This window comes from Vibrio sp. 10N.247.310.23 (genome assembly GCF_041467155.1).
Taxonomy (GTDB): Bacteria; Pseudomonadota; Gammaproteobacteria; order Enterobacterales; family Vibrionaceae; genus Vibrio; species Vibrio crassostreae_C.
Genome location: NZ_JBFSTZ010000024.1, coordinates 71,009 through 95,796 on the forward strand (window position 1 = coordinate 71,009; position 24,788 = coordinate 95,796).

Genomic DNA, 24,788 nt, shown 5'->3' on the forward strand with positions numbered 1-24,788 from the left:
TTTCTAATCAGCAACGAAACTTAATGAAGCATAGTATTGACCGCTTCAATATGGTGCAACTCCCTTAATTGGTGCAATTCTTGTTTCCATTTTCACGCTCATTAAGAACCAAGAAAGTGCACCGATAAATTTATTATCAATTAATCAGTAAGTTAAAAGCAAAAACTGTTGCACGAAAATTACACCACACACTTGGAACGCATCTTGCGTTCACTGTTGAGTCTTTAATTAATTACAACATTGAATCGCACGATATCAGTGCAAATCAGATAAAGCGAAGGAGAATGCTTTAATGAGTGAAACGGTGACTCAAGTTCATAGTGCAGTACAAACCCTTACCCAAAGTTCAGATACTTTATTCCTATTACTCGGCGCCATCATGGTTTTCTTGATGCACGCTGGCTTTGCATTTCTAGAAGTCGGTACCGTTCGAAAGAAGAACCAAGTCAACGCGCTGGTTAAGATCCTTTCCGACTTTGGTGTCTCCGCCATTGCTTACTTCTTTATCGGTTACTGGGTTGCTTACGGTGCACACTTTTTTGCAGACGCAGAAACACTTTCGCAAGGCAACGGATATGAACTGGTTAAGTTCTTCTTCCTAATGACATTCGCAGCGGCAATTCCTGCGATTGTTTCTGGTGGTATCGCAGAGCGTGCTCGTTTCTATCCAATTTTGATTGCGACACTGTTTACGGTTGGTTTCATCTATCCATTTTTTGAAGGCATCATTTGGAACGGCAACTTTGGATTCCAAGATTGGCTAGAAGGTCAGTTTGGTTACGTGTTCCATGACTTCGCAGGCTCGGTAGTGGTTCACGGCGTAGGTGGTTGGATTGCTTTGGTCGCAGTTTACTTCTTAGGGATGCGTAAAGGTCGAATCCGTGCAGGCAAACACACCAACTTCGCACCATCGAATATCCCATTCTTAGCACTAGGCTCTTGGATCTTATGTGTGGGTTGGTTTGGCTTTAACGTGATGTCAGCTCAAGCGATCAATGGCATCAGCGGTCTCGTGGCAATGAACTCTCTCATGGCCATGGTTGGCGGTATTCTTGCGGCTCTAATTGCAGGTAAAAATGACCCGGGCTTCATCCACAATGGTCCTTTGGCTGGTCTCGTCGCTATCTGTGCGGGCTCAGATTTGATGCACCCACTTGGCGCTTTGGTGACGGGCGGTGTGGCAGGTGCGCTGTTTGTTTACCTATTTACTTATATGCAAAACAAAACACAGATCGATGATGTACTGGGTGTATGGCCTCTACACGGCGTATGTGGTGCCTGGGGTGGCGTTGCTGCTGGTATCTTCGGCCAACAAGCTTTCTGGGGTCTAGGCGGCGTGAGCTTTGCTTCTCAGTTGATTGGTACAGTCGCAGGTGTTGCTGTTGCTTTCGTCGGCGCGTTAATCGTATACGGTGTGTTGAGCAAACTAACAGGCCTACGCTTAAGTGAAGAAGATGAATTCAACGGTGCGGATCTTTCTATCCATAAGATCTCTTCTATCAACGAAGACTAACGTTGTTCACTTGGTGGGGTAAAGCACATCAAGTAGACAACTGTTGAACAGAACTAAGCGGCTTCGGTCGCTTTTTTGTTTCTATGGATAGCAAAACAGAGAATTTGAGTAACAACAACCACAACTATCAAGCGAGTTATGTCACAAATAGCCAATGAATTCAGTTGCCTAAGACTATGGTCTAATCCCCAAAACTATTGTTGGAATTTGAACAGTGCTAAGCTGTTACAAAGTGACATATCTAAAAGGACGTTATATGCATTTCCCATATCGAAATATCGTAATTCTTACTGGCGCTGGCATCTCTGCAGAGTCGGGGATACAAACATTCCGAGCACAAGACGGGCTATGGGAAAACCACAAAATCGAAGATGTAGCGACGCCTGAAGGGTTCGCAAAAGATCCTGACTTGGTACAAGCCTTCTATAACAAGCGTCGTCACGGCCTGCAAAGTGAGAGCATTCAGCCCAATTCAGCCCACAAGGCGCTAGGAGAGCTCGAAGACAAGCTTGATGGCAAAGTTACCATCATTACTCAAAACATCGACAATTTGCACGAGAGAGGCGGTAGCAACAACATTATTCACATGCATGGTGAACTTTTAAAAGCGCGTTGCAGTGAATCCAATCAAGTTGTAGAGCACAAAGGCGATATTGAAACGGGTGAACTTTGTCATTGCTGCCAAATCCCTGCACAAATGCGTCCACATATTGTTTGGTTTGGCGAAATGCCACTAAGAATGGGCGACATTTATTCCGCACTGGAAGAAGCGGATCTGTTTATCTCTATCGGAACTTCAGGTGTTGTTTATCCAGCGGCAGGCTTTGTTCACGATGCGAAAATGCATGGTGCACATACTATCGAGATAAACCTCGAACCAAGTGCGGTTGAAAGTGAATTTGAAGAGAAGCGCTACGGCAAGGCGAGTATCGAGGTGCCTAAACTGGTTGGCGAGTTATTATGTACAGAGAAAGGTTCTTTAACGGCCTAAGCCTTGTCTTTAATAACACACATCAGTTTCTGAATCTGAAAAAATAAAGCGGCTTACGCCGCTTTATTTACTTAACTTCTTAACTAACAATAACTTAGTTGTTTACTTTAAGTTTTTGGAAGTACTCGTCATAAATAACGCTCGCTTCACCAACTTCATCTTGCCACACACCGTTATCCATCACTGATTGTGGTGGGAAAACGTTCTTGTCTTCAGCAAATTCTTTAGGAAGAAGAGGGTAAGCGGTTTTAACTGGTGTCGGGTAACCGATCTCTAGAGCAATTTTCGCAGCGTTCTCTGGGCGAAGAAGGAAGTCGATCATCTTATGAGCCGCTTCAGTGTTCTTAGCGCCTGCTGGAATTGCTAGGCTGTCCATCCAGAAGATAGCGCCTTTTTCTGGCCAGATAATGTCAATCGTTGCGCCTTCTTGGCGTGCCATGTAAGCAGAACCATTCCAAAGCATACCAAGAGACACTTCACCTGCTAGGTAAGGGTTCGCTGGGAAATCTGAGTTAAATACCAATACGTTTGGCATTAGCTTACGAAGTTCTTCGTAGGCTTCTTTGATTTCTTCAGGGTTAGTCGTGTTTGGAGAGTAGCCCAGTTTAGATAGAGCGATATGGAAAACCTCACGAGAGTCATCCATCATCATCAGTTGACCTTCCCACTGCGTATCCCACAGATCGCCCCAGTTTTTAACTGAAGACTTGTCTAGCATGTCTGAGTTGATACCAATACCCGTCGCACCCCAGATGTATGGGATTGAGTAGTTGTTATTTGGGTCAAATGGCTTATCTAAGTAATTTGGATCCAAATCTGCAAAGTGGCTTAGCTTGGTTTTATCAAGCTCTTGAAGCATGCCTTCTTTACGCATCTTAGAAACGAAGTAAGTAGAAGGAACCACTAAGTCGTAACCCGTACCTTGAGTTTTTAACTTAGCGTACATGCTTTCGTTAGACTCATAAGTTGAGTAGTAGACTTTAATGCCCGTCTCTTCTGTGAAGTCTTCTAGTACTTCATTTGGAATATATTCAGACCAGTTGTAAAAATACAGTTCTTGGTCAGCTGCGAAAGAGGGTGTAGAAAGTAAAGTAGCAGCACACAATGCGCCGGTATACAGTGTTTTTTTCATTACTGTTCCGTTCATTTGTTTGATTTGGAGCTGGGTAGTGAACCCAAGGTAAAGGATTTCGAAAAATCGCGCTATATTATAGCAGCGATATAATAAAATAGGCAGCCTAAGCTGCCTATTCATTGATATTCTTATTTTTAACTTATTGATTATCTACGTTGACCTGTTAAGTAAACTGGTTACTTAGCCACAGTTAGATAATAAGCTAAATTACTGACCTGCTTTAAGTTTCATGAAGTAATCTTCGTACTTCACTGTCTTATCGCCAACCGCAGCTTGCCATTCAACACGATCAAGGTCTTCTTGCGATGGGAATAGCGCAGGGCTATCTTTGAACTTCTCGTTAGACGCTTTAACGGCCGTTAGGTAGCCTGTGTCACGAGAAATTTGCTCAGCAATTTCAGGGCGAAGTAGGAAATCAATCATCTTATGAGCTGCTTCTACGTTTACCGCACCAGAGCTAATCGCAAAGTTATCAACCCAACCGATACCGCCTTCTTTAGGGAAAACCAGTTTGATTGGTAGACCTTCGTTTTGCGCTGCAGCAGCAGAACCGTTCCACAGCATACCAAGACCCACTTCACCAGACATGTAAGGCGCGCCTGGGTTGTCTGAGTTAAATACTAGAACGTTTGGCATAAGCTTTTGTAGCTCAGCGTACGCTTCGTCGATCTCTTTTTCGTTGGTTGTGTTACCAGAGTAACCTAACTTACGCAGTGCGATGTGGAACACTTCACGAGTGTCGTCCATCATCATCAGTTGACCTTCAAGCTCTGGCTTCCATAGATCAGCCCAGCTTTGGAAATCTTCTGGATCGTACATGTCAGTGTTAACAGCAAGACCTGTGATCGCAACTACGTGTGGAATAGAGTAGTCGTTGCTTGGGTCGTACGGCTTATCTAGATAGTTAGTATCTAGATTCTTGAAGTTGTTCAGCTTAGTTTTGTCGATCTTTTGTAGCATACCTTCGTCACGCATCTTAGATACGAAGTAAGTCGACGGCACAACTAGGTCATAGCCTTTGTTGTGTGTTTTTAGCTTTGCGTACAGGGTTTCGTTCGACTCGTAAGTCGAGTAGATCACCTTGATACCAGTTTCATCAGTGAACTGTTCTAGAATCTCACTGTTGATGTAAGGTCCCCAATTCATGAATACCAATTCTTTGTTATCTTTTGCAAATGATGGTGCAGATAACATTGAAAGCGCACATGCACTACCAGCTAATAGAGTAGCCCATTTTTTCATTGACGTTAGCTCCAAACTAAACGTTGCCCGAAGGCAGTAGATAGAAAAACAGAATGGCAATTTACCATTCTGTTTATGATTAACACTTTTTTTGAACTTGAAGTCTCTTAACTTCTTAATCAAGCCAGTCTCTATATAGAGTAGGAGACTTACTTGATTTTTTCTCTCGCTAATGACTGAGAAATGATCACCAGTATTAACGACACCACTAACATCACTGTTGCTAGGGCGTTTACCTCAGGAGAGATACCCACTTTAACCATTGAGTAAATCTTCAGTGGTAAGATTTCATACGTTGGGCCGGTTACGAAAGAGCTAATGATGACATCGTCCAAAGACAGAGTGAAGCTCAATAACCAACCCGCAGCAACCGCTGGCTTAGCAAGAGGCAGAATGATCTGTTTTAGAATCGTCCATTCACTTGCACCTAAGTCTTTTGCTGCTTCTAGCATCTTCACATCAAAGCCATTCAAGCGACTGTATACCGTTACTACAACAAACGGTAGACAGAAGGTAATGTGAGCAGCAAGTAGGGTAAAGAACCCAAGTTGAACACCCATTACCAAGAATAGCGCAAGAAGCGAAATCGCCATTACGATATCTGGAGACATCATTACGATGAACAGCATGCCATTTACGATGCCTTTACCTTTAAATTGGTAACGGAATAGGGCTACTGCTGTAAGGCTCCCGACAATCGTTGCGGCTGTTGCTGAGAACACCGCTACGTTGATCGAGTGCCACGCAGCCTGCATTAGGCTGTCGTTGTTAATAAGCGCGTCATACCATTTAGTGGTGAAGCCACCCCATTTCATACCAAACTTATTGGCATTAAACGAGTTAGCGATCAATACGATAATAGGTAGGTATAGAAAGCCGTATACCAGCGCCATAAAGCTGAACTTAACTGTGCGCCCCATTAGTCTAGCTCCACTTTCTTGTTCAATAGCTTACCTGCTCGGTAGTAGGCATACAGCATCACAGCCATTGCCATGGTCAGTGCGATACTCGTCGCTGCGCCAAACGGCCAGTCTCGAGCGTTGAGCACTTGGCTCTTAATCACGTTACCAATCAATAGGTTCTTAGCTCCGCCTAATAGGTCAGAGATGTAGAACATACCTAACGCTGGCAGTAGCACTAACAAACAGCCGCCAATAATGCCCGGCATTGTTAGTGGTAGTACCACTTTCAATAGCGTTTGCAGTTTGTTCGCACCTAAATCTTTAGCCGCTTCTAAATACGTATCGTCCAGTTTTTCAATCGCTGAATACAGCGGAAGAATCATAAACGGAAGTAGGATGTACACTAAACCGATCATTACTGCGGTTTCTGAGTACATGATACGTAGCGGTTTATCAATGATATCTAACGCTAACAAGCTTTTGTTCAAGACACCTTGCGTACCCAGTACAATTTTTAATCCGTATGTACGAATCAAAGAGTTCGTCCAGAATGGTACTATCACTAGGAACAACATGATTGGACGCCACTTCGCCGGCATTTTTGCCACGATGTAAGCGAATGGGTAACCAATAATCAAACAAAGTAGGGTTGCGACAATTGCCATATAGAAAGAGTGCATCAACACTTTAAAATACAGCGGGTCAGCCAAACGCACGTAGTTATCGAGAGTGAAGGTCATCTCGATCAAGTTCGCTTCATCACGAGTTAAGAAGCTAGTACCAATGATCATGATGTTTGGAATCATCACGAACAACACTAACCAACCTGTGATTAAAGCAACAATTGCGTTTTGTAAATTAAACTTCTTGCTCATCTTCTAATACCACTTCCCAGCTCTCAACCCAAGTTACTGCAACTTTTTGGCCCAGTGAGTGATCAACATCAGGGTCATCTTCGTTGAAGAATTCGCTAACCATGACACGCATACCAGATTCAAGTTCTACGACTGAATCTAATGTCATGCCTTTATAGGTTCGCTCGACAATGTGGCCAACAATACCGCGTTGCTCTGACTCTTTAATTTCTTCGATTCGAAGATCTTCAGGTCGAAGCAATACTTGCAGTTTTTGACCCGGTGTTACGTCTTTATCGTGATAGATAATGGACTCTTCACCTTCGATTGTCGCAACAATGCGTTTTTCATCTTGACGAGATTTCGCTGTCGCTTCGAATACGTTAATTTCACCAATGAAACGCGCTACAAATAGGTTCTTAGGCTCTTCGTAGATCTCTCTTGGTGTTCCGTCTTGTTCAATCACGCCATCACGCATAACAATAATACGGTCAGACATAGACAGCGCCTCTTCTTGGTCATGCGTTACAAAAATGAACGTGATACCAAGTTGGCGTTGTAATTGTTTCAGCTCGATTTGCATCTGTTTACGTAGTTTGTAATCCAGAGCAGATAGAGATTCATCCAACAAAAGAACTTTAGGCTTATTAACGACAGCACGAGCGATTGCGATACGTTGCTGTTGGCCACCAGATAGCTGGTGTGGCTTTCGTTGTGCCATTTGTTCTAGGCGCACCATTTTCAAAGCATCCATTACACGAGGTTCAATCTCGCTGTTTGGAACTTTCTGCATGCGTAAGCCAAATGCCACATTGTCGAAAACGGTCATATGCGGGAATAGGGCATAGCTTTGGAATACAGTGTTTACATGCCTTTGTTCAGCAGGAACTTGGGTTACGTTTTGTTCAGCTAATAGTATTTGACCACTATCTGCCGTTTCAAAACCCGCAATCATTCTTAGCACGGTTGTTTTACCACAACCTGATGGGCCTAAAATCGTGAGAAACTCACCATGATTTACGTTTAAATCCAGATTGCCGATGACTTCCTTACCATCGAAACTTTTACTGATGCCAGTTAGCTGTACTACTGGCTTTCCTACTGATTTTTTAGCGTTCAACGTCTGTTTTTCTCCACCTTGGTTCTATTTGAGACCTGTTGCTATACACCTTTAAGGCGCGCATCATAATCACCAAAAACGTGAATTCAAAGCATTTTTTACCTTTCGAAGATAAAAAATTTCGCAGGTAAAAGTAAACATCCTTTACCATACTGTTATTTACTGGGTTTACACCCTAACAAGTGTCTAATTATTAACCATCAAGACGCAAAAGCAAGCCTTGTTACAGATTCATATTTTAGTTTGTATCCGACATATGAGTATAATGAAGGTAATTTTTTATCAATAAGTTAGGTGGCTTCGCTTAATCGGCACACCTAGGTATCAATATGAACAACGACATCGAAAAAGATTTTAATTTGGGCGGTAGTATCAACCGTGCACTTTCTGGCGATTATGAGCTCAAAGCAACGGCTGTATTCCAAGAAGCTTGGAAACATACGATAAGTCACTTTCTTTCGTTTTCCCCAGCGATTATTGCTTTGATGTTTGTGCAGCTCGCTATCTTTTATATCGCACTAAAACTACAGCTTGGTGATCCCGCGGTTATCTTAGATGCAGTTATCGACCCAGAGTCGTTTACGCCACAAATCGTTGAATCGATTTTTATCGCGAACTTTAGCTATGAAGTGATCAGTGCGCCTATCTATGCGGGTATCTGTTTAATGGCAATGAGTCACGCCGCTGGCCTACAAACCAAAGTACGCCACATCGGTAAAGGTTTGCAGTTTACGGTTCCGGTTATTCTAGTGACTTTGTTTAGCCTAATGCTTCAAGGCATCGCAGGTATGATTCTGCCGTTCTTGTCTATCTACTTCTCACTGGCGTTCAGCCATTCGATTCTGCTGATTTGTGATAAGAAAGTGCCGCCAATGCAATCGCTGCTGCTTTCTCTGCGTGCTGTCAACAAAAAAATCTTCACCGTTGCTTCTATCTACCTATTAGTAATGCTGATGTTCATCGTCGCGGCAATGATGTACGGCATTGGCCTTATCTTCGTTTTACCTTTCTTCTTCCACGTGAAAGGGATTCTTTACCGCGAGATGTTTGGCATTAAACTCAAACTGATCGCGTCAGACAGACCAAAGAGCGACGACGACCACAACGGTAGCAACAATAAAGACCCACAGGTATTCGATGCATAACAACTCTAAATTAAGCTCAAGTAAATCACTTGCGCTAAAAGTGACAGCATTAGCCTTAGTTGGCTCGATCTCGTTAGTTGGCCCAATGCTTTACCAACAAGAAGAAGAGCGCAGGCGAGCGGGGCAAAAGGCTTCAGACTCAGAGCAAAACTTTGGTGACTTGACCGTCTCTTCTGATAAGCCAGATTTCGCAGCGATTGAAGATGTAAATAAAAAGAAAGACACCTTCTTTTCTTATCTTCGCCCAAGTATCAACATCGAAAACAAGCGAATCACCAAAGAACGTGCGTTTCTAACCAAGCTTTCAGAGACGGGGTTGAACAATGTTGACTCTGAAGACGCGTCATACGCAAAGAGACTAGGGAAGCTATATAGCCTGCCTGTACCTTCATCGGGCTTAAATGACGCTTGGCTGAAAGAAATGTTGAATCGTGTAAACGTGCTACCTGAAGCGCTTGTGTTAACTCAGGCGGCCAATGAATCAGCTTGGGGTACATCTCGTTTCGCCACTAAAGCAAATAACTATTTTGGACACTGGTGTTACACCAAAGGTTGTGGCCTTGTTCCGCTACAACGTAACGAAGGTAGCTCGCATGAAGTCGCAACATTCTCTTCAAGCCAAGAATCCGTACATCGGTATTTCATGAACCTTAATCGTAATCGTGCTTACGCCGATCTAAGAGTGATTCGTGCAAAGCTTGATGCGCAAGGTGATGATCTTTTAACAACCGCAACGGCGACAGAGCTCACCAATGGCTTGTTAAAATATTCTGAGCGAGGTTCCGACTATGTGACTGATTTACAAGCTATGATCCGTCACAACGAGGTATACTGGAAAAAGTAACTCATTTTGATACCAACTTGGTTGCCTTCGATAGTCGGCTTATACCAGTAATATCACAAAAAGAGCAGCTCATTGGCTGCTCTTTCTATTTATAAACGCTCAACTTCGACAAGATTATAATAATGAAAAAGACAGCACTCGCTTTATTAGCCTCATTAAGCCTTGGGGTTTCTCTTCCTGCTACAGCGCAAGAATACATGTTCACGTATTCTAAGCTTTATACTCAGCTGAAAAACAACACCAAAGAAGGGCATGATGATGTCAAAGTTGCGGTCTTCTTTGTTGATCAACAAGCTCAGCAAACCTGTCACATCAGCAAAGCTTGGATGGAAAAAGAAGAGCACTACGAAGAGCTAAAAGTCTCTCCAGCCAATGAACTGCTTCTACCGGTAGATCAAAACCTTCGTTCAGCAAACCCTCTTATCTTTGTACAAACTCAAGAACAAGAATGTGCGTATTCTTTGGTCGTGATGACTCAAGAGCCTTTAGTTGGAACTGTTGAAGTTACACAGATAGAAAATCTATTGCCACAGATGCAGGCGATGCTTGAAGACGTCAGCGGTATGTTCTCTGGTTGGTTCACGCCAGATATCCAAGGGTTAACGCTAGAGTTCGCTAATAAGCTGGAAGGCAACATCGAGCTTTCAAATGGCAAGCAACTACCAATCAAAGAAGGACGTGCGAAATTCATCTTAGAAGAACTGAATGGAAGTGACAGCATCACGTTGCCAGAACCAACAGTTCGCGTATTGCCGTACATTCCCGCGCAATAATTTTTAACAGAATCATTGTTAGTGAAGTAAAAGCTTAGCGAAATCATCCCCCTAAGTTTTTGCGACATATCTTAAAGCAGCCTCATCGAATAAGATCAGGCTGCTTTTCTTTATCTATGATACCAACCGAGAGCTTTTGAAGCCGCGTTTCTCTGCCGTTTAGGCGCTTATCGAACAATAAAAGCAGAATCTTTCTATTACTCAGCTTGTTTATCCGGCCGTTACTATTTCAACATCAAATAAAAATCCGTATAATCCACGCCCTAAAACAGTCCCACTAGCAATCTACAGTCGGTAATACGACGGTGTGAGAGTCGCAATGAACCAAAACGATAATAGAAAAGAAACACTTGAATTCAACAAACTTCAGAAACGTCTGAGAAGAAATGTTGGAAATGCCATCATCGACTACAACATGATCGAAGAGAATGACGTAGTAATGGCATGTATTAGTGGCGGTAAAGATTCATTTGCGATGTTAGATATTTTGCTACGTTTACGTGAAGCAGCACCGATCAAATTTGATGTTGTGGCAGTAAACCTAGATCAAAAACAACCTGGGTTCCCTGAACACATTCTTCCTGAGTACTTTGAAACGCTGAACATTCCTTACTACATCGTAGATAAAGACACGTATTCAGTGGTTAAAGAGAAAGTGCCAGAAGGTAAAACAACGTGTGGCCTATGTTCTCGTCTTCGTCGTGGTACTTTGTACTCATTCGCAGAGAAGATTGGTGCAACTAAGATCGCTCTGGGTCACCACCTAGACGACATCGTTGAGACCATGTTCCTAAACATGTTCCACGGTGCGCGCTTAAAGGCTATGCCACCAAAGCTTCGTTCAGATGATGGTCGTAACGTTGTTATTCGTCCACTGACTTACTGTCGTGAAACGGACCTAATCAAATACGCAGAACATAAAGAGTTCCCAATCATTCCTTGTAACCTATGTGGCTCTCAAGAGAATCTACAGCGTCAGAACATTAAAGCGATGCTAATTGATTGGGATAAGAAAACGCCAGGTCGTGTTGAGAAGATCTTCAAGTCAATCCAGAACGTAAGTCCAAGCCAACTGGCTGACCGCGAGCTGTTTGACTTCGTGAACCTTCCACTAGACCGTAGTGAAGACCGCAAAGCGTACGAATTCGAAGAAGCTGAAATTTCATCTTCTAACATCGATGAGTCAATGTTCATCGACGTAACGAACGTATAATAAGAATAATCGTTGTAGAGCAATAGATGCGCCTACAACAGACAAACAAAAACGCCTCAAGCAATGCTTGAGGCGTTTTTTTATAAGTTAAACTATCCCTGACCTAACCTTTCGAAAGGTTAGGGTCTAGTGGGCTAACGTAACCAGACGGTTTAAGAGCCAACACATCACAGTTAATCTTATCGATAACATGTTCCGCGGTATTACCAATAAACACGGCAGACAAGCCAGTACGACCCGTTGTACCCAGAATCACCATCGCAGCGTTATTTTCAGAAGCGACGCGAGGAATAACATCTTCTGGCAAGCCTTGTTCAACCACAGTTTGTTCTTCACACATACCGTGCTTCTGGCGCAATGCTTTCATTGCCGTTAAGTGATGGCCACGAACCGCATCGGTATAAGACGTTGGATCAAACTCTGGCAGTTCAATGGTAATATTCGCAGGTGTCACAGGGTAGGCATTCACCAAGAACGGTTCCGCATCCAAACGACCGGTGATCTCTAGCAATCTATCGACCATCGTATCGTTAAGCTCTAAATGAGCTTCTGTTTCAGAACCTACATGAACTGAAGCAAAAATCTTCGCGTGATCTGGCCAGAAATCGTTTTTAACCAATAGCACTGGGCTAGGGCACTTTCTCAACAGATGCCAATCGGTTGGAGTGAAGATGACAGATTCCAAAGTATCGTGTTTACGCGTACCTTTGATTAAGATGTCGTGCTCGCCGCTGTAAACCTCAGCAATGATCGCTTCGTACGGGCGGTTATGCCAAACCACTTGTACATTAAATTCAATAGAATCATCTAGGTAAGGTTCTGCGACTTTATTCATCCAAATTTCGCGTTGGTGAATTACGCCTTTGCGCATTGCGTCTCTTTCATCGATAGAGAGCATAGATGTCATTTCATACGAGAAGTCGTATATCGACAAAAAGAAAGTGATGTGGCTTGTTGAGGTGCTTTTCTTAGCAAGTTGAATAGCACGAACTAGAGCAGGTTGCTCATCGTGATTAATGTCTGCGACAACTAAAATTTTGTTATAGATACTCATAACTAAGCCTACTTTTCAGACCGAACATATAAATAATGTAGCGTAGTTATGGAGAGATTAAGAGAAATATAAGAGGTTTTAAGAGAGAAACATGATGTAGCTCATTATTGAACTACATCATTGATATCTAGACTATTCTTTTGAAACGCCAGCAAGTTCCATCAACGCATCGTGATCTTCGATAGTGATATATTTGCCTTTAACGCTCAAGATGTCTGCTTTTTGGAAGCGACCTAGAAGACGGCTGATTGTTTCAACAGTCAAACCAAGGTAGTTACCAATATCGCCACGAGTCATCGTTAGGCGGAACTCACGCGGGCTGAAGCCACGTTGAGAGAAGCGAGTCGAAAGGTTGTAAAGGAATGCAGCAAGACGCTCTTCCGCGTTCTTCTTAGAAAGAAGCAGAATCATTTCTTGGTCACCTTTAATCTCGTTACTCATCAGGCGCATAATTTGCTGACGCAATTTAGGCATTTTTCCTGATAGGTCATCAAGAATCTCATATGGGATTTCACATACCATAGAAGTTTCTAGCGCTTGTGCAAAACTAGGGTGTTGGTCACCAGTAATCGCATCGAAGCCAACAAGATCGCCCGCTAGGTGGAATGCAGTAATCTGCTCATCACCTTGCTCGGTAATCGTGTAGCTCTTGATCGTTCCAGAGCGAATAGCATATAGAGATTTAAGCTCGTCACCGGCTTTAAATAACTCTTGGCCTTTTTGAATAGGCTTTTTTCTCTCAATGATCTGATCAAGTTGATCGAGTTCAGATTCATTCAAAGTAAACGGAATACAGAGCTGGCTAATACTACAATCCTGGCAATGGATCGCACAGCCACCAGACTGAACACGTTTCGTCACAGGCTTTTCAGAAATCATAACAATCTTTCACTATTTGATATACGTCAATATTTTAGCATTCCTTTATCCAGTTGGGTAGTAAAAAAACCGGATTTAAAGAATGGCTATACGGTATAAATAATGAGCTGTAGTGCCATATAACCGGTATAGAAACCGTAAATGAGGATTAAAATTGCGCCTAGTTGGCGAAATAAGTCAGCTTGTTGCAGTTTTTTGAGGAAATTAGCGCCCATGCCTACTGTGAGCATTGCTGGAAGCGTACCTAAACCGAAAGCAAGCATGATACCGGCACCGTTGTACCAACTTCCTGATACCGCCGCCCACGTAAGCATTGAGTAAACTAAGCCACATGGTAGCCAACCCCAAATAAAGCCAAACGGCAAAGCATGGCTAGGGTGCTTCAAGGGTAGAAATGATTTACCTAAAGGAGAGATATAGCGCCATAGTTTCTGCCCGACTTTTTCAAAGAACAACAAGCCGAACCACCATTTACCGATATACAAACCTAAGACGATCATAAAGCCAGCTGCAAATAATCGCAGCCAACCTAGCAGAGCGTTAAAATCGCTTAGCTGACCTATCGAAGAGATTGCACCGCCAATCACACCACCAATCACGGCATAACTTAGCAAGCGCCCTAGGTTATAAAGTAGGGGAATAACAGGGGAAGGTTTACTGTTGCCAATCGAAAGCAGCGACGCAATACCACCACACATTCCCATGCAATGGCCTGCGCCGATCAATCCAACAACAAAGGCTCCGATCCAATCAGGCGTCATCGTTCTTTTTGTCTACGTTAGTTTGGCTTTCGCTGTTAGCTTTCTCATTCTTGACAGGTTTACTATCAGAATGGTTGTGAGCCTTTTCGTCTTCATCAAACAGTATATTGTGACCTTGACGTTCTAGGTCTTCAAACTGTTCGCTCTTCACCGCCCATAGAAAAATACCAACAGCGATGCACACCAGTACAATCGCAATGGGGATCAGGATGTATAAACTTTCCATTATTTACCTTGCTCTTTTAAAAGCCTTAACGAGTTAGACACAACAATAATAGAGCTGGCAGACATGCCCACAACGGCAATGTATGGAGCAACCAAACCCGCGACAGCCAATGGAAGGATAAGTAAGTTATATCCTAATGACCAAGCTAGGTTTTCACGAATTATCTTACGTGTTTTTAACGCCAAAGTACGCGACTTAAGTAATCTATCGAGCTTATCACCCAGTAACACCATATCCGCAGAAGCTTTCGCCACGTCTGTACCGCCGCCCATAGCGACAGAAAGGTGGGCACCTGCAAGAATAGGGGCATCGTTAATGCCATCGCCAACCATCATGGTAATGTCACTTGCATCTCGAGAGTTCAGGTAAGCAAGTTTATCTTCAGGTTTCGCGTTAGCAACAATATCAGTAATACCAATCTCTTCAGCAACAGGCTTCGCGTTAATCAAAGAATCGCCAGTAAGCAGAGTTGTTTTGATGCCCGCTTCTTTAAATTGCTTAATAAACTCGATGCTTTCTTTACGGATTGGATCTTCATAAGTAAATGTAGCGATATGACGACCCGCCATCGACAAGTAAATGCCGTTGCTTTCCGATGGTTGAGCTTCACCTAGAATGAATTCACTACTACCAATCGCAACTTCTTGGCCATTCCACTCACCAGTGATACCTGAACCAATCACGTTATTAACTGACTCTACTTCGATCTCATCAGAAAGATGAGTCTTGAACGCTTTAGCGATAGGGTGGTTAGCGTGTTGTTCCAGGCTCGCTGCTACTTTGAGACAAGTGTCTTTATCAAGTTCAGCGAAGGTTTCAACTTGGCTGATACGAATATCACCCTCAGTCAATGTACCTGTTTTATCGATGATCAAGTGATTCACTTTGCACAAGGTTTCGAATACGTGGCCTTTGCGCAGCAAAATACCGAAGTTACCCATGCGAGACGTTGAACAAGTAATCGCCGTCGGTGTTGCCAGTGACAGAGCACAAGGACACGTTGCTACCAATACCGAAAGCATGATCCAGAAAGCGTCTTCTGGTCGTGTTTGGTGCCAGTAAAACCAAGTACCGAATGAGATGATTAAGATCACCGCAACAAAGTATCGAGCCACAACATCAGCAATTTCTGCAATGCGGGGTTTAGACAATTGCGCTTCGTCTTGCAGGCGAACGATATTGGAAATAACCGAATCCGCTTTTGACGTCATTACTTCCAATTCAAATGATTCATCACCATTCAATGTACCAGCAAAGACGGTATCGCCTTCGTTTTTGACCACATGGATAGATTCGCCAGTCAGCATCGATTCATCGATATGAACTCTGCCAGACAATACTTTGCCATCGGCAGGAATGTGCTCACCCGGTAGAACGCGAATTTGGTCGCCAACTTTTAAGGTTTTGACTGGAACTTGTTCGCCATCTAACGTTGTTGCCATAGCAGGAACGAGCTTAAGCAGGTTACCACTAGCAGCGGCGGCTTTACGACGAGCGCGCATTTCAAGGAAACGACCAAGCAGTAGGAAGAAGGTAAACATCGAGATAGATTCGAAGAATACTTCACCTTTCTCTGTCACCGTTGCGACCAAACTTGCAACGTAGGCAAACAAAAGAGCGATCGACACAGGTACATCCATACCCAATGTTCGACCTTTGAGGCTACGCCACGCGTTGATATAGAAAGGCAATGCAGAGTAGAGCAGAACCGGTGTTGCAAAGATTAAGCTCACCCAACGGAAGTAGCTTTTGAATTCGGGCTCAAGGTTACCGAAGACTTCAAGATACAACGCCACAGCCAGCATCATGACCTGCATGGTTGCTAAACCAGCAATACCAAGACGATAGAGATAATTCTTCATCGATCGATGATAGGCGGCTTCTTGTTGATCAGCCTCAAAAGGTGCGGCTTTGTAGCCTAAGGTATGGATTGCAGACAACAGCTCGCTCAGTTTCGTCTGAGTGTTGTCCCAACTGAGCAGGGCGCGGTTAGTCGTGGTATTAACACGAATACTAACAACCCCTAACTTTGAAGAGACTTGCTTTTCAATAAGCCAAGCACAAGCAGCACAAGAGACACCTTCTAGTGACAATGTCACTTCAGAGGTGTTTTCAGAGTTACGGACGAACTCCAATTGAACATCTTCGTTGTCGTAATGACTGAGTGCCAGAAGTTGCTCTGGCACGAGATCCGCTTTTTCAGCTGGAGCGGTACGATATTGGTAGTAAGAGACCAGACCACTATCAACGATTGTCTGGGCTACGGTTTCGCAACCCGGACAACACATAGGTCGCACCGATCCTAAGATTTCTACTTTAAAATCCGTTTCCGCTGGTACATCTTCACCGCAGTGATAACAGGATTCACACATAAGATTTAGTTCGTTAGTTGAGTAGGAGTATCAATAGGGAAGTTCATGCGACCTTGCACTAACCATTCAGAATCATGCGGAGAAAGCTCGATAAACCATGGACCTTGCATTTCATGATCCAGAGTCAACGTGTAGTTGCCTCTCGCATCAGCGGTCAGTAGCTGAGTAAAATCACGGTCAGGCAGCGTTCGGTGCACGAACATTGCGCTAATAGCAGGGAAGTGGTCTAGTTTGCCTTTGTCGAGAGTAATGATAACTGAGTTACCTTTCTCGCTAACTGAAGCTGATAAGCCAAGCTCTTTAGCAACATTTACTTTCGAAATGTCGACATTAATACCTTTACCTTTTTTATAGTAATCTTCAGTGACAACGTTAACTGAATGGTTGGTAAGTATCGCGACTCGAACCAATGTTAGCATAGAAACGCCAACGGTTAGGAAGATCAAAAACCACGGCCAAAACTGCTTATACCAAGGTTGTTCCATATTATTATTCTCAATATATACAATGAAATAAAACTAATTTTTACAAACACTTAAGGTTATAACTGTAAAAGAAAGACAGCCCCTTAAGAAGGGGCTGTTATTATTATGTTACTCTTTATCTGAGTTGCTGAGGCTCCAGACGTAGGCAGAGACGAGCTGAACCTTATCCTCACCGAGGATGTCCTTCCAAGCCGGCATTACACCAGAACGTCCGTACATGACTGTTTCCGTCACATCAGCGCGAGAATCGCCGAATAGCCAGTCGCGGTCAGTCAGGTCAGGGGCGCCAACAGCAGGGTTACCCTTACCATCAGTACCGTGACACGCTGCACACACTACAAAGCGAGCTTTACCAGCCTCTGCTTCACGTGCGTTTACGCTACGACCAGAAAGGCTAAGCGTGTAGCTAACTACTTCTTTTACGCCTTCTTCGCCAAGAGCGTCTTTCCAACCTGGCATTTGACCGACACGACCATGCATGATGGTAGTAACGATAGCTTGTGGTTCACCACCATATAACCATGCGTCATCAGTTAGGTTCGGGAAACCTTTCTGACCACGTGCATCAGAGCCGTGACACTGAGAACAGTTTTGTAGGAACAAACGTTGGCCCACTTTGATTGCATCAGCATCTGATGCAATGTCAGGGACGGAACGTAGACCATTTTCGTCGTGAGCTAGCTTTCTGAATGCTTCACCAAAGTAGGTGTCTGCATCATCAAGCTCTTTCGCGTATGCGTCTAACTGTTTGTTTGCTTGCGCAGCAGCGATTGCAGAGCGAGACTCTTCTACGCTACGAACTGTTTGGTTTGAACTCGTCCAACCTAGTAGACCTTTAAAGTTGCCAAGGCCTGGGTATAGAGCTAGATAAACAGCTGCAAACACAATTGTGCTAACGAAAAGGTATGTCCACCATTTAGGTAGCGGGTTATTAAGCTCACGAATACCATCGTATTCATGGCCCATATCCTGACCTTCTTCTACACCTGTTTTATCGTTGGAACACCAACGAAGTAAGGCTGCACAGCCAATCAATGTACCGATTGTGATTACTGTTACCCAAATACTCCAGAATGTACTCATTACTTCGTCACTCCTTGATTTTTATCTTTCGCAGGTGCTTCATCAGCGAACACTAGGTTTGCATCTTCGTCGAAGCGCGACTTACGATTTTTACCGAAAGCCCACCAAACGATGCCGATGAAACAAGCAAAAACAGTAACAGTCCAAACACTTTGAAATGTAATAATGTCCATAATTATTCCTTATTTCATTGCGTGGCCAAGCGATTGAAGGTAAGCGATGATTGCATCCATCTCTGTTTTTCCTTCAACATCTTGTTTAGCGTTAGCAATTTGTTCGTCTGTGTAAGGAACACCAAATTGATTACGGAAGATTTCAAGCTTCTGTTTAGTCAATTTGCCATCAAGTACATTCTCAGCAAGCCATGGGAAACCAGGCATGTTTGATTCAGGAACAAGTTCGCGAGGGTCGATAAGGTGAACGCGGTGCCACTCATCAGAGTAACGATCACCAACACGCGCTAAATCAGGACCAGTACGCTTAGAACCCCATAGGAATGGGTGTTCCCAAACGCTTTCGCCAGCTACAGAGTAGTGACCGTAACGTTCAGTTTCAGAGCGGAAAGGACGAATCATTTGGCTGTGACATACGTTACAACCTTCGCGAATGTAGATATCACGACCTTCCATTTCCAGAGCAGAGTAAACACGTAGATTTTCTACAGGTTCAGTAGTCTGCTTTTGGAAAATAAGTGGGGTAATTTCTACTAAAGCACCAAAACTGATAGCAATAACGATAAGAATCGCTAGTAGGCCAACATTCTTCTCTACCAACTCATGGCGATTATTTGAATTTGAGCTCATTCTAAATCTCCTTAAGCCGGTTGAGGGATAGCTTTAAGGCTATCTTTAGGTGCAGAAACAGTTTTGTACGTATTGTATGCCATTAAGAACATACCAGATAGGAAGATGAAACCACCTAAGAAACGTACAAAGTAGAACGGGTAAGACGCTTCTACAGATTCAACGAAGCTGTAAGTTAATGTACCGTCAGAGTTAACTGCACGCCACATCAGACCTTGCATCACGCCAGAGATCCACATTGCTACAATGTAGAAAACCGTACCAATCGTTGCTAACCAGAAGTGAACATTGATTAGGGATACAGAGTACATACGCTCTTGACCAAATAGTTTAGGAACTAAGTGGTAAACCGAACCGATAGAAACCATTGCAACCCAACCTAACGCACCAGAGTGAACGTGACCGATAGTCCAGTCCGTGTAGTGAGATAGTGCGTTAACCGTTTTGATTGCCATCATTGGGCCTTCGAAAGTCGACATGCCGTAGAATGATAGAGAAACGATTAGGAAACGTAGGATTGGGTCGTAGCGAAGCTTATGCCACGCACCAGATAGAGTCATAATACCGTTGATCATGCCACCCCAAGATGGAGCAAACAGAACCAAAGACATAACCATACCTAGAGATTGAGTCCAGTCAGGAAGTGCAGTGTAGTGTAGGTGGTGAGGACCAGCCCAGATATACAGAGACACGAGAGCCCAGAAGTGAACAATCGACAAACGGTAAGAGTAAACAGGGCGACCAGCTTGTTTAGGAACGAAGTAGTACATCATGCCTAGGAAACCAGCTGTCAATAGGAAGCCTACCGCATTGTGTCCGTACCACCATTGCACCATTGCATCGATCGCTCCGGAATAAATCGAGTACGATTTAAACGCAGAGACAGGAACAGCTAGGCTGTTAACGATGTGCAACACGGCAACCGTGATAATGAAGGCTCCGAAGAACCAGTTTGCTACGTAAATGTGCGATGTCTTACGTTTAATCATGGTTCCGAAGAACACGACCGCATAAGCTACCCACACAAGAGTAATAGCAATATCGATTGGCCATTCAAGTTCTGCGTATTCTTTACCAGAGGTTAAACCTAACGGTAAAGTAATTGCAGCGGACAGGATAATCGCTTGCCAACCCCAAAAGGTAAAGGCTACGAGAGGGCCACCAAAGAGACGCGTCTGACAGGTACGTTGTACAACATAATATGATGTTGCAAACAGCGCACTTGTACCGAACGCAAAAATAACCGCATTAGTATGCAGGGGACGTAAACGACTGTACGTCAACCACGGCGTATCAAAGTTTAGCTGTGGCCAAACTAATTGAGCGGCAATCAAAACACCAACGCCCATACCGACAATACCCCACAAAATTGTAACTAGGGTAAATTGACGGACGACCGTATAGTTGTAGTTTTGTTCAAGCTGCTTTTCTTGGCTCATTTGCATGCTTCCAATTTCTTATTTACTACACTTTACTTCCAACACGACTCACGTCGTAATGCCACCCAAATTAGAAAAGGAAATTCAGCCTATTCAGGGCTTTATTTCCACTTGCTGATTTTAAAAAAAAGTGGCATTTTCAACGCGACACTATACTTGAATTAACAAATCAATGACAGAGTAGTAACCTTACGCTTGGTCTGGAATTGGATTTTTATTTAAAAACTTTGAACTTTGTAACAAGGAGTAAAGATTATAATGGCGGCACAAAAGCTAACAAAAGGCAGGCTTGTTCAAATTATCGTCATGTTGGTTATTTTAATAGCTGCATTTACTTGGAGAACAGTAACATACGATAATAACGAAACAGTAAACTGTATAGTTTCAAAACCTTGTAAATTTGGTATTGATAATCATAATGTTTCAGTTTCAAGCAATAACCTAGGGTATTCGATCGAAACATCTAAAACTGGCAAATTTATCATTAGCTATAATGAAAGCGGAATTCTGGAAGAAAAAGGACCATCAAATTGGCTGTTACAAACTAGTGATAAGACCTCCTCAATAACGGTTACATTTCCACAACAGGTGAGCACGTTTTCTGTAAACCTTTCTAAGGAGTAACAGAGAGAAACTGGGGCACACCTCGGTTCTTTTGATAGAAACATGTACCAAATCAGTGAAACAAAATGCATTAAAGTGTTATAAAGAGAGCATTAATAAAGTTACCCAGAATCTATGAAATTTCTATCAAAAGTCTCTTACTCCCTAGACGATAAAATCGCAGTAGATGAGTTGCTCAGCGGGGTGGAAAACCCTGACGATATTGCTTGTCTTATTTGCTACTGCACAGAAGAGTATTCGACACTCGCTGTGCAGAGATATTTCGTAGATGCTCTCCCGAACACTCCCATACATGGCTGTACTACTTGTCACGGCATTATGACCGAAACTGGTTTTCATTCTGGTCCAGTCATTGGCGTCCTCATTATTTATGACTCGGGGATCAACGCCTATGGTACGGGAATCGAACATTTCAGCGACTCCATAGACCGCAGTACCTTCAGCGCGATAGACAAAGCACTCAAGAACGCCAACCGAGAAGGTGAAATTCCTGATCTTATCTTGCTGCATTCCACACCGGGTAACGAAGAAAAGGTGATGGCGGCTATCGATAAGAAATTTGGTACTGAAGTGCCAATTATTGGTGGCAGTGCTGCAGACAACCAGGTTTCCGGAAATTGGAGTATCTTCACCGAAGAGTCGCTGTCTATAAATGGTGTGTCTTTAACGGTAGTGTTTGCGTCTCAGTCCATCTATTCCTCTTTCAGCGCGGGTCATACGCCTACGCGGTATTCAGGCACCGTGACCAAAGTAAGAAACCGAATTTTGTTGGAGATAGACCACAGGCCAGCCGTCACCGTTTACAACGAATGGACTAATTTCCACTTAGATGGCAGTGATGATGGCTACATATTCGAAAAGTCGTCAGTCTACCCATTAGGCAGGAAAGTCGGCTCTTCTTACGATTACCCATATTTCAAATTGTCTCATTCGATCAGAGAGACGGAGTGTAATGGGATTGAGCTGTTCACAGACATCAGTGAAGGCGACACCATCTACCTGATGCAAGGGTCTAAGCAGCAGTTGATTAGCCGCGCCGCGAATATCATTCACTCCTCATACTACAACGACATGGATCTTGAAGAGAAACTAGGGGCAATCAATATCTTTTGTGCAGGCCCAATGTTGAACCTTAAACAAGATATGGATGAGGTTTGTGACCAAATAAATCAAGCACTTAATGGGCTCCCATACATATGTCCATTTACGTTTGGTGAACAAGGCAGGCTCTCCGGTGGCGAGAATGCACACGGGAATTTAATGGTATCGTCTGCAACGTTTTATAGGTTGAAAAAGTAATGGGTTCTGAAGGTCAAGAAGCGCTGCAAGAAGCACGTATTGAACTGCAAAAACTAAAAGCCCGTGAGCGAAAGCTGGCTGAAGAGAACAGGGTGATCTTATCAACCATCTCTGCGATCAGTAAGGCAAGTAACATATCTGAGATATTCTCCAGTCTCGAGTTCGTGCTCAAAAAATACATTAAGTTTGATGACTTTATCGTGGTATCAAGGGTAGGGAACGAAGGCAGTTTCAAAACCCTGCTAAGCAATAACAAAGTCTTCGAACAGATGAATTGGAGTGATTGTGGCAAGTTATCTCGAGTGATCAATGGAGAATGCGCAATCCTTTTTGAACCCAAGTCTCTGGGTGAATTCAATTCCTTACATCCCATTATCCTCGATCAAATCAACTCTGTTCTAATTACTGGTATCGATAGCGGACTAACACAATCCGTCATCATTTTTATCCACTCGAATACCAAGCACTTTAGTATTGAAACTAAGGCCACACTAAACCGTTTTCGACCGTTGATAGAGCGTGCTGTTTTCGATATTGAGAACAAAGAAAAGCTTGAAGCAACCGTTCGAGAACGTACCGCAGAGCTTGTCACAGCAAGAAAAGACGCAGAAAGAGCCAACAAGGCCAAGTCTGAATTCCTCGCGATGATGAGTCATGAATTAAGAACACCGCTAAATGCCATAATTGGCCTAATAGACACCCTAAAATCCACATCATTGAACGAAGAACAACAGTCTATACTGCTTAATATGAGCACATCATCTGAGCTATTGCTGGCAATTATCAGTGACGTATTGGATTTTTCTAAGATTGAATCTGGGTGTTTCTCGTTGGCTCCTCAATGGAGCAACGTAAGAGACACTGTAACTTTTGTATTATCTGAACAAAAGAAGACAGCAGACGATAAAGGTTTGCCGCTAACAGTAACTAGCGATATCCCTGAAGGTGAACTTCATTACATCGACCCAAGTCGCTTGGCACAGATCCTATTTAATTTGATCGGTAACGCGATTAAGTTCACTGAGCGTGGGCATGTCCATGTTTCTATAAAGTACCAGCAGAGCTCTTTCTATATAACGGTGGAAGACACAGGGATTGGCATTAGCTCGCAACAACTTTCGTCGCTGTTCAGTCCATTTGTGCAAGCTGATAGCACAATCACACGTAGATTTGGTGGCACAGGTTTAGGCTTGGCCATCACTAAAAGACTGGTTGAACTGATGCGCGGGCGCATATCGGTAAAGAGTGAGCCTGGAAAAGGCTCCAAATTCGAAGTACAGTTGCCAGTGCTTACTAGAGTTACGAATAATCTGGCTAACAAAGAAGACGAATCTTCACGAGAGTTAAGAAGCCGTTATTCAGTGTTAGTTGTCGAAGACAATCCAACGAATCAAATGGTGATAAAGTTAATCCTTACAAGACAAGGCCACGAGGTTTTCATCGCAAGTAATGGTGAAGAAGCGATTGGCTTTATTGAAAGAGGCAACGAATCAATAGACATTATCTTAATGGATGTGTCGATGCCGGTCATGGATGGATTAACCACAACCAAATACATGAGAGACGCAAACATCAAAACACCAATCGTTGCGCTAACAGCACACACATCAGTAGAAGACAAATGTTCGTGCTTAGATGTCGGCATGAATGATTTCGTGACCAAGCCAGTAAGAACTAAAGAGATCACAGAAGCAATTGATCGATTAATGCTTGAAGTCTAATAAACGTATTCTTAATCGAAGATTAGGAAATATGTTTATTAGGTATTTTATGGTAAATAGCCTTACTGTTAAATAGAACATCGATTTGGTAGATAAACAAGAGGCAGGGCATCGCACAAAGATACCTGCCTTATAAATACCAAACACCATTTAACATAATATACATAATACGCACTTAGACTAGTTTGATTTTGAGGGGCTTTCTGGGCTCACACAGAGCTTCTGAGCGTTATTTTTGTGTGTATCTATAATTCAACTTCTAGCGGTACGATGATTTTTCCATACTTTTTAAGCTCAACGCTATTAAAGT

The 24,788-nt window shown here is 43.3% G+C and carries 24 protein-coding genes; 9 read left to right on the forward strand and 15 right to left on the reverse strand.

Going from position 1 to position 24,788, the window contains the following annotated elements:
• Positions 1–292 precede the first annotated feature (292 nt).
• Positions 293–1,513 carry an ammonium transporter gene (locus tag AB6D93_RS17655; RefSeq protein ID WP_017059625.1) on the forward strand — a complete coding sequence of 407 codons (1,221 nt, stop codon included), beginning with the start codon at positions 293–295 and terminating at the stop codon, positions 1,511–1,513.
• A gap of 256 nt (positions 1,514–1,769) precedes the next feature.
• Positions 1,770–2,504 carry a Sir2 family NAD+-dependent deacetylase gene (gene cobB, locus AB6D93_RS17660; protein WP_017063867.1) on the forward strand — a complete coding sequence of 245 codons (735 nt, stop codon included), beginning with the start codon at positions 1,770–1,772 and terminating at the stop codon, positions 2,502–2,504.
• 94 nt (positions 2,505–2,598) lie between these two features.
• Here cobB and AB6D93_RS17665 read toward each other — a convergent pair whose 3' ends face one another.
• The 5 genes from AB6D93_RS17665 to potA form a co-directional block, all read right to left on the reverse strand.
• Positions 2,599–3,636: an extracellular solute-binding protein gene (locus tag AB6D93_RS17665; protein ID WP_017059627.1), complete on the reverse strand. Its 1,038-nt coding sequence runs from the start codon at positions 3,634–3,636 to the stop codon at positions 2,599–2,601.
• A gap of 210 nt (positions 3,637–3,846) precedes the next feature.
• Positions 3,847–4,881 (reverse strand): extracellular solute-binding protein, encoded by a 1,035-nt coding sequence (locus AB6D93_RS17670; protein WP_017059628.1) that lies wholly within the window; start codon positions 4,879–4,881, stop codon positions 3,847–3,849.
• A gap of 149 nt (positions 4,882–5,030) precedes the next feature.
• Positions 5,031–5,801 carry a spermidine/putrescine ABC transporter permease PotC gene (gene potC / locus AB6D93_RS17675; protein ID WP_102333341.1) on the reverse strand — a complete coding sequence of 257 codons (771 nt, stop codon included), beginning with the start codon at positions 5,799–5,801 and terminating at the stop codon, positions 5,031–5,033.
• On the reverse strand, positions 5,801–6,658 hold the full coding sequence (gene potB, locus AB6D93_RS17680) for a spermidine/putrescine ABC transporter permease PotB (RefSeq protein ID WP_017059630.1): 858 nt from the start codon (positions 6,656–6,658) through the stop codon (positions 5,801–5,803). The genes potC and potB overlap by 1 nt, the downstream gene beginning before the upstream one ends.
• Positions 6,642–7,757: a spermidine/putrescine ABC transporter ATP-binding protein PotA gene (potA, locus tag AB6D93_RS17685; RefSeq protein WP_017059631.1), complete on the reverse strand. Its 1,116-nt coding sequence runs from the start codon at positions 7,755–7,757 to the stop codon at positions 6,642–6,644. Before potA ends, potB begins: the two co-directional genes overlap by 17 nt.
• A gap of 329 nt (positions 7,758–8,086) precedes the next feature.
• On the opposite strand from potA, the gene AB6D93_RS17690 reads away from it, so the two are divergent.
• The 4 genes from AB6D93_RS17690 (at position 8,087) to ttcA (ending at position 11,732) form a co-directional block, all read left to right on the forward strand.
• Positions 8,087–8,902 carry a membrane protein gene (locus AB6D93_RS17690; RefSeq protein ID WP_017063864.1) on the forward strand — a complete coding sequence of 272 codons (816 nt, stop codon included), beginning with the start codon at positions 8,087–8,089 and terminating at the stop codon, positions 8,900–8,902.
• Positions 8,895–9,746, forward strand: a complete 852-nt coding sequence (locus AB6D93_RS17695; protein WP_102333342.1) for a glucosaminidase domain-containing protein — start codon at positions 8,895–8,897, stop codon at positions 9,744–9,746. The genes AB6D93_RS17690 and AB6D93_RS17695 overlap by 8 nt, the downstream gene beginning before the upstream one ends.
• A 122-nt stretch (positions 9,747–9,868) precedes the next feature.
• Entirely contained in the window at positions 9,869–10,519 is a 651-nt protein-coding gene (locus AB6D93_RS17700; RefSeq protein WP_102333343.1) for a DUF2987 domain-containing protein, read from the forward strand.
• A 319-nt stretch (positions 10,520–10,838) separates the two neighbouring features.
• Complete coding sequence (gene ttcA / locus AB6D93_RS17705; protein ID WP_017059635.1) at positions 10,839–11,732, forward strand: tRNA 2-thiocytidine(32) synthetase TtcA; 894 nt, start codon at positions 10,839–10,841, stop codon at positions 11,730–11,732.
• A gap of 103 nt (positions 11,733–11,835) precedes the next feature.
• On the opposite strand, the gene uspE is transcribed toward ttcA, so the two are convergent.
• From uspE to ccoN, 10 genes are all read right to left on the reverse strand, one after another.
• Positions 11,836–12,786: a universal stress protein UspE gene (uspE, locus tag AB6D93_RS17710; RefSeq protein WP_017070547.1), complete on the reverse strand. Its 951-nt coding sequence runs from the start codon at positions 12,784–12,786 to the stop codon at positions 11,836–11,838.
• A gap of 132 nt (positions 12,787–12,918) precedes the next feature.
• On the reverse strand, positions 12,919–13,665 hold the full coding sequence (locus tag AB6D93_RS17715) for an FNR family transcription factor (protein WP_017059637.1): 747 nt from the start codon (positions 13,663–13,665) through the stop codon (positions 12,919–12,921).
• Positions 13,666–13,751: 86 nt separating this feature from the next.
• A complete protein-coding gene (locus AB6D93_RS17720) occupies positions 13,752–14,426 on the reverse strand; it encodes a sulfite exporter TauE/SafE family protein (protein ID WP_017070548.1) in 675 nt (224 codons plus the stop codon).
• A complete protein-coding gene (gene ccoS / locus AB6D93_RS17725; protein WP_017059639.1) occupies positions 14,416–14,652 on the reverse strand; it encodes a cbb3-type cytochrome oxidase assembly protein CcoS in 237 nt (78 codons plus the stop codon). The genes AB6D93_RS17720 and ccoS overlap by 11 nt, the downstream gene beginning before the upstream one ends.
• Complete coding sequence (locus AB6D93_RS17730) at positions 14,652–17,024, reverse strand: heavy metal translocating P-type ATPase metal-binding domain-containing protein (RefSeq protein WP_029235846.1); 2,373 nt, start codon at positions 17,022–17,024, stop codon at positions 14,652–14,654. The genes ccoS and AB6D93_RS17730 overlap by 1 nt, the downstream gene beginning before the upstream one ends.
• Before the next feature lie 5 nt (positions 17,025–17,029).
• Positions 17,030–17,509, reverse strand: coding sequence for a FixH family protein (locus AB6D93_RS17735; RefSeq protein ID WP_017059641.1), 480 nt, complete (start codon positions 17,507–17,509; stop codon positions 17,030–17,032).
• A 108-nt stretch (positions 17,510–17,617) separates the two neighbouring features.
• Positions 17,618–18,592 carry a cytochrome-c oxidase, cbb3-type subunit III gene (ccoP, locus tag AB6D93_RS17740; protein WP_017063857.1) on the reverse strand — a complete coding sequence of 325 codons (975 nt, stop codon included), beginning with the start codon at positions 18,590–18,592 and terminating at the stop codon, positions 17,618–17,620.
• On the reverse strand, positions 18,592–18,765 hold the full coding sequence (locus tag AB6D93_RS17745) for a CcoQ/FixQ family Cbb3-type cytochrome c oxidase assembly chaperone (protein ID WP_004733679.1): 174 nt from the start codon (positions 18,763–18,765) through the stop codon (positions 18,592–18,594). Before AB6D93_RS17745 ends, ccoP begins: the two co-directional genes overlap by 1 nt.
• 9 nt (positions 18,766–18,774) lie before the next feature.
• Complete coding sequence (gene ccoO / locus AB6D93_RS17750) at positions 18,775–19,395, reverse strand: cytochrome-c oxidase, cbb3-type subunit II (protein WP_017059643.1); 621 nt, start codon at positions 19,393–19,395, stop codon at positions 18,775–18,777.
• A gap of 11 nt (positions 19,396–19,406) precedes the next feature.
• Positions 19,407–20,840, reverse strand: a complete 1,434-nt coding sequence (ccoN, locus tag AB6D93_RS17755) for a cytochrome-c oxidase, cbb3-type subunit I (RefSeq protein WP_009846707.1) — start codon at positions 20,838–20,840, stop codon at positions 19,407–19,409.
• Positions 20,841–21,092: 252 nt separating this feature from the next.
• Between ccoN and AB6D93_RS17760 the strand changes: the two genes are divergently transcribed.
• The 3 genes from AB6D93_RS17760 (at position 21,093) to AB6D93_RS17770 (ending at position 24,478) form a co-directional block, all read left to right on the forward strand.
• Entirely contained in the window at positions 21,093–21,458 is a 366-nt protein-coding gene (locus tag AB6D93_RS17760; protein WP_017059645.1) for a hypothetical protein, read from the forward strand.
• 114 nt (positions 21,459–21,572) lie between these two features.
• Complete coding sequence (locus AB6D93_RS17765; protein ID WP_017059646.1) at positions 21,573–22,757, forward strand: FIST signal transduction protein; 1,185 nt, start codon at positions 21,573–21,575, stop codon at positions 22,755–22,757.
• Positions 22,757–24,478, forward strand: coding sequence for an ATP-binding protein (locus AB6D93_RS17770; protein ID WP_017059647.1), 1,722 nt, complete (start codon positions 22,757–22,759; stop codon positions 24,476–24,478). The genes AB6D93_RS17765 and AB6D93_RS17770 overlap by 1 nt, the downstream gene beginning before the upstream one ends.
• Positions 24,479–24,788 lie beyond the last annotated feature (310 nt).

Excerpts from the sequence above, each read along its gene's own strand:
- AB6D93_RS17655 (WP_017059625.1), top strand. The coding sequence starts at position 293 with ATGAGTGAAACGGTGACTCAAGTTCATAGTGCAGTACAAACCCTTACC.
- cobB (WP_017063867.1), top strand. The coding sequence starts at position 1,770 with ATGCATTTCCCATATCGAAATATCGTAATTCTTACTGGCGCTGGCATC.
- AB6D93_RS17665 (WP_017059627.1), bottom strand. The coding sequence starts at position 3,636 with ATGAAAAAAACACTGTATACCGGCGCATTGTGTGCTGCTACTTTACTT.
- AB6D93_RS17670 (WP_017059628.1), bottom strand. The coding sequence starts at position 4,881 with ATGAAAAAATGGGCTACTCTATTAGCTGGTAGTGCATGTGCGCTTTCA.
- potC (WP_102333341.1), bottom strand. The coding sequence starts at position 5,801 with ATGGGGCGCACAGTTAAGTTCAGCTTTATGGCGCTGGTATACGGCTTT.
- potB (WP_017059630.1), bottom strand. The coding sequence starts at position 6,658 with ATGAGCAAGAAGTTTAATTTACAAAACGCAATTGTTGCTTTAATCACA.
- AB6D93_RS17690 (WP_017063864.1), top strand. The coding sequence starts at position 8,087 with ATGAACAACGACATCGAAAAAGATTTTAATTTGGGCGGTAGTATCAAC.
- AB6D93_RS17695 (WP_102333342.1), top strand. The coding sequence starts at position 8,895 with ATGCATAACAACTCTAAATTAAGCTCAAGTAAATCACTTGCGCTAAAA.
- AB6D93_RS17700 (WP_102333343.1), top strand. The coding sequence starts at position 9,869 with ATGAAAAAGACAGCACTCGCTTTATTAGCCTCATTAAGCCTTGGGGTT.
- ttcA (WP_017059635.1), top strand. The coding sequence starts at position 10,839 with ATGAACCAAAACGATAATAGAAAAGAAACACTTGAATTCAACAAACTT.
- uspE (WP_017070547.1), bottom strand. The coding sequence starts at position 12,786 with ATGAGTATCTATAACAAAATTTTAGTTGTCGCAGACATTAATCACGAT.
- AB6D93_RS17715 (WP_017059637.1), bottom strand. The coding sequence starts at position 13,665 with ATGATTTCTGAAAAGCCTGTGACGAAACGTGTTCAGTCTGGTGGCTGT.
- AB6D93_RS17720 (WP_017070548.1), bottom strand. The coding sequence starts at position 14,426 with ATGACGCCTGATTGGATCGGAGCCTTTGTTGTTGGATTGATCGGCGCA.
- ccoS (WP_017059639.1), bottom strand. The coding sequence starts at position 14,652 with ATGGAAAGTTTATACATCCTGATCCCCATTGCGATTGTACTGGTGTGC.
- AB6D93_RS17730 (WP_029235846.1), bottom strand. The coding sequence starts at position 17,024 with ATGTGTGAATCCTGTTATCACTGCGGTGAAGATGTACCAGCGGAAACG.
- AB6D93_RS17735 (WP_017059641.1), bottom strand. The coding sequence starts at position 17,509 with ATGGAACAACCTTGGTATAAGCAGTTTTGGCCGTGGTTTTTGATCTTC.
- ccoP (WP_017063857.1), bottom strand. The coding sequence starts at position 18,592 with ATGAGTACATTCTGGAGTATTTGGGTAACAGTAATCACAATCGGTACA.
- AB6D93_RS17745 (WP_004733679.1), bottom strand. The coding sequence starts at position 18,765 with ATGGACATTATTACATTTCAAAGTGTTTGGACTGTTACTGTTTTTGCT.
- ccoO (WP_017059643.1), bottom strand. The coding sequence starts at position 19,395 with ATGAGCTCAAATTCAAATAATCGCCATGAGTTGGTAGAGAAGAATGTT.
- ccoN (WP_009846707.1), bottom strand. The coding sequence starts at position 20,840 with ATGCAAATGAGCCAAGAAAAGCAGCTTGAACAAAACTACAACTATACG.
- AB6D93_RS17760 (WP_017059645.1), top strand. The coding sequence starts at position 21,093 with ATGGCGGCACAAAAGCTAACAAAAGGCAGGCTTGTTCAAATTATCGTC.
- AB6D93_RS17765 (WP_017059646.1), top strand. The coding sequence starts at position 21,573 with ATGAAATTTCTATCAAAAGTCTCTTACTCCCTAGACGATAAAATCGCA.
- AB6D93_RS17770 (WP_017059647.1), top strand. The coding sequence starts at position 22,757 with ATGGGTTCTGAAGGTCAAGAAGCGCTGCAAGAAGCACGTATTGAACTG.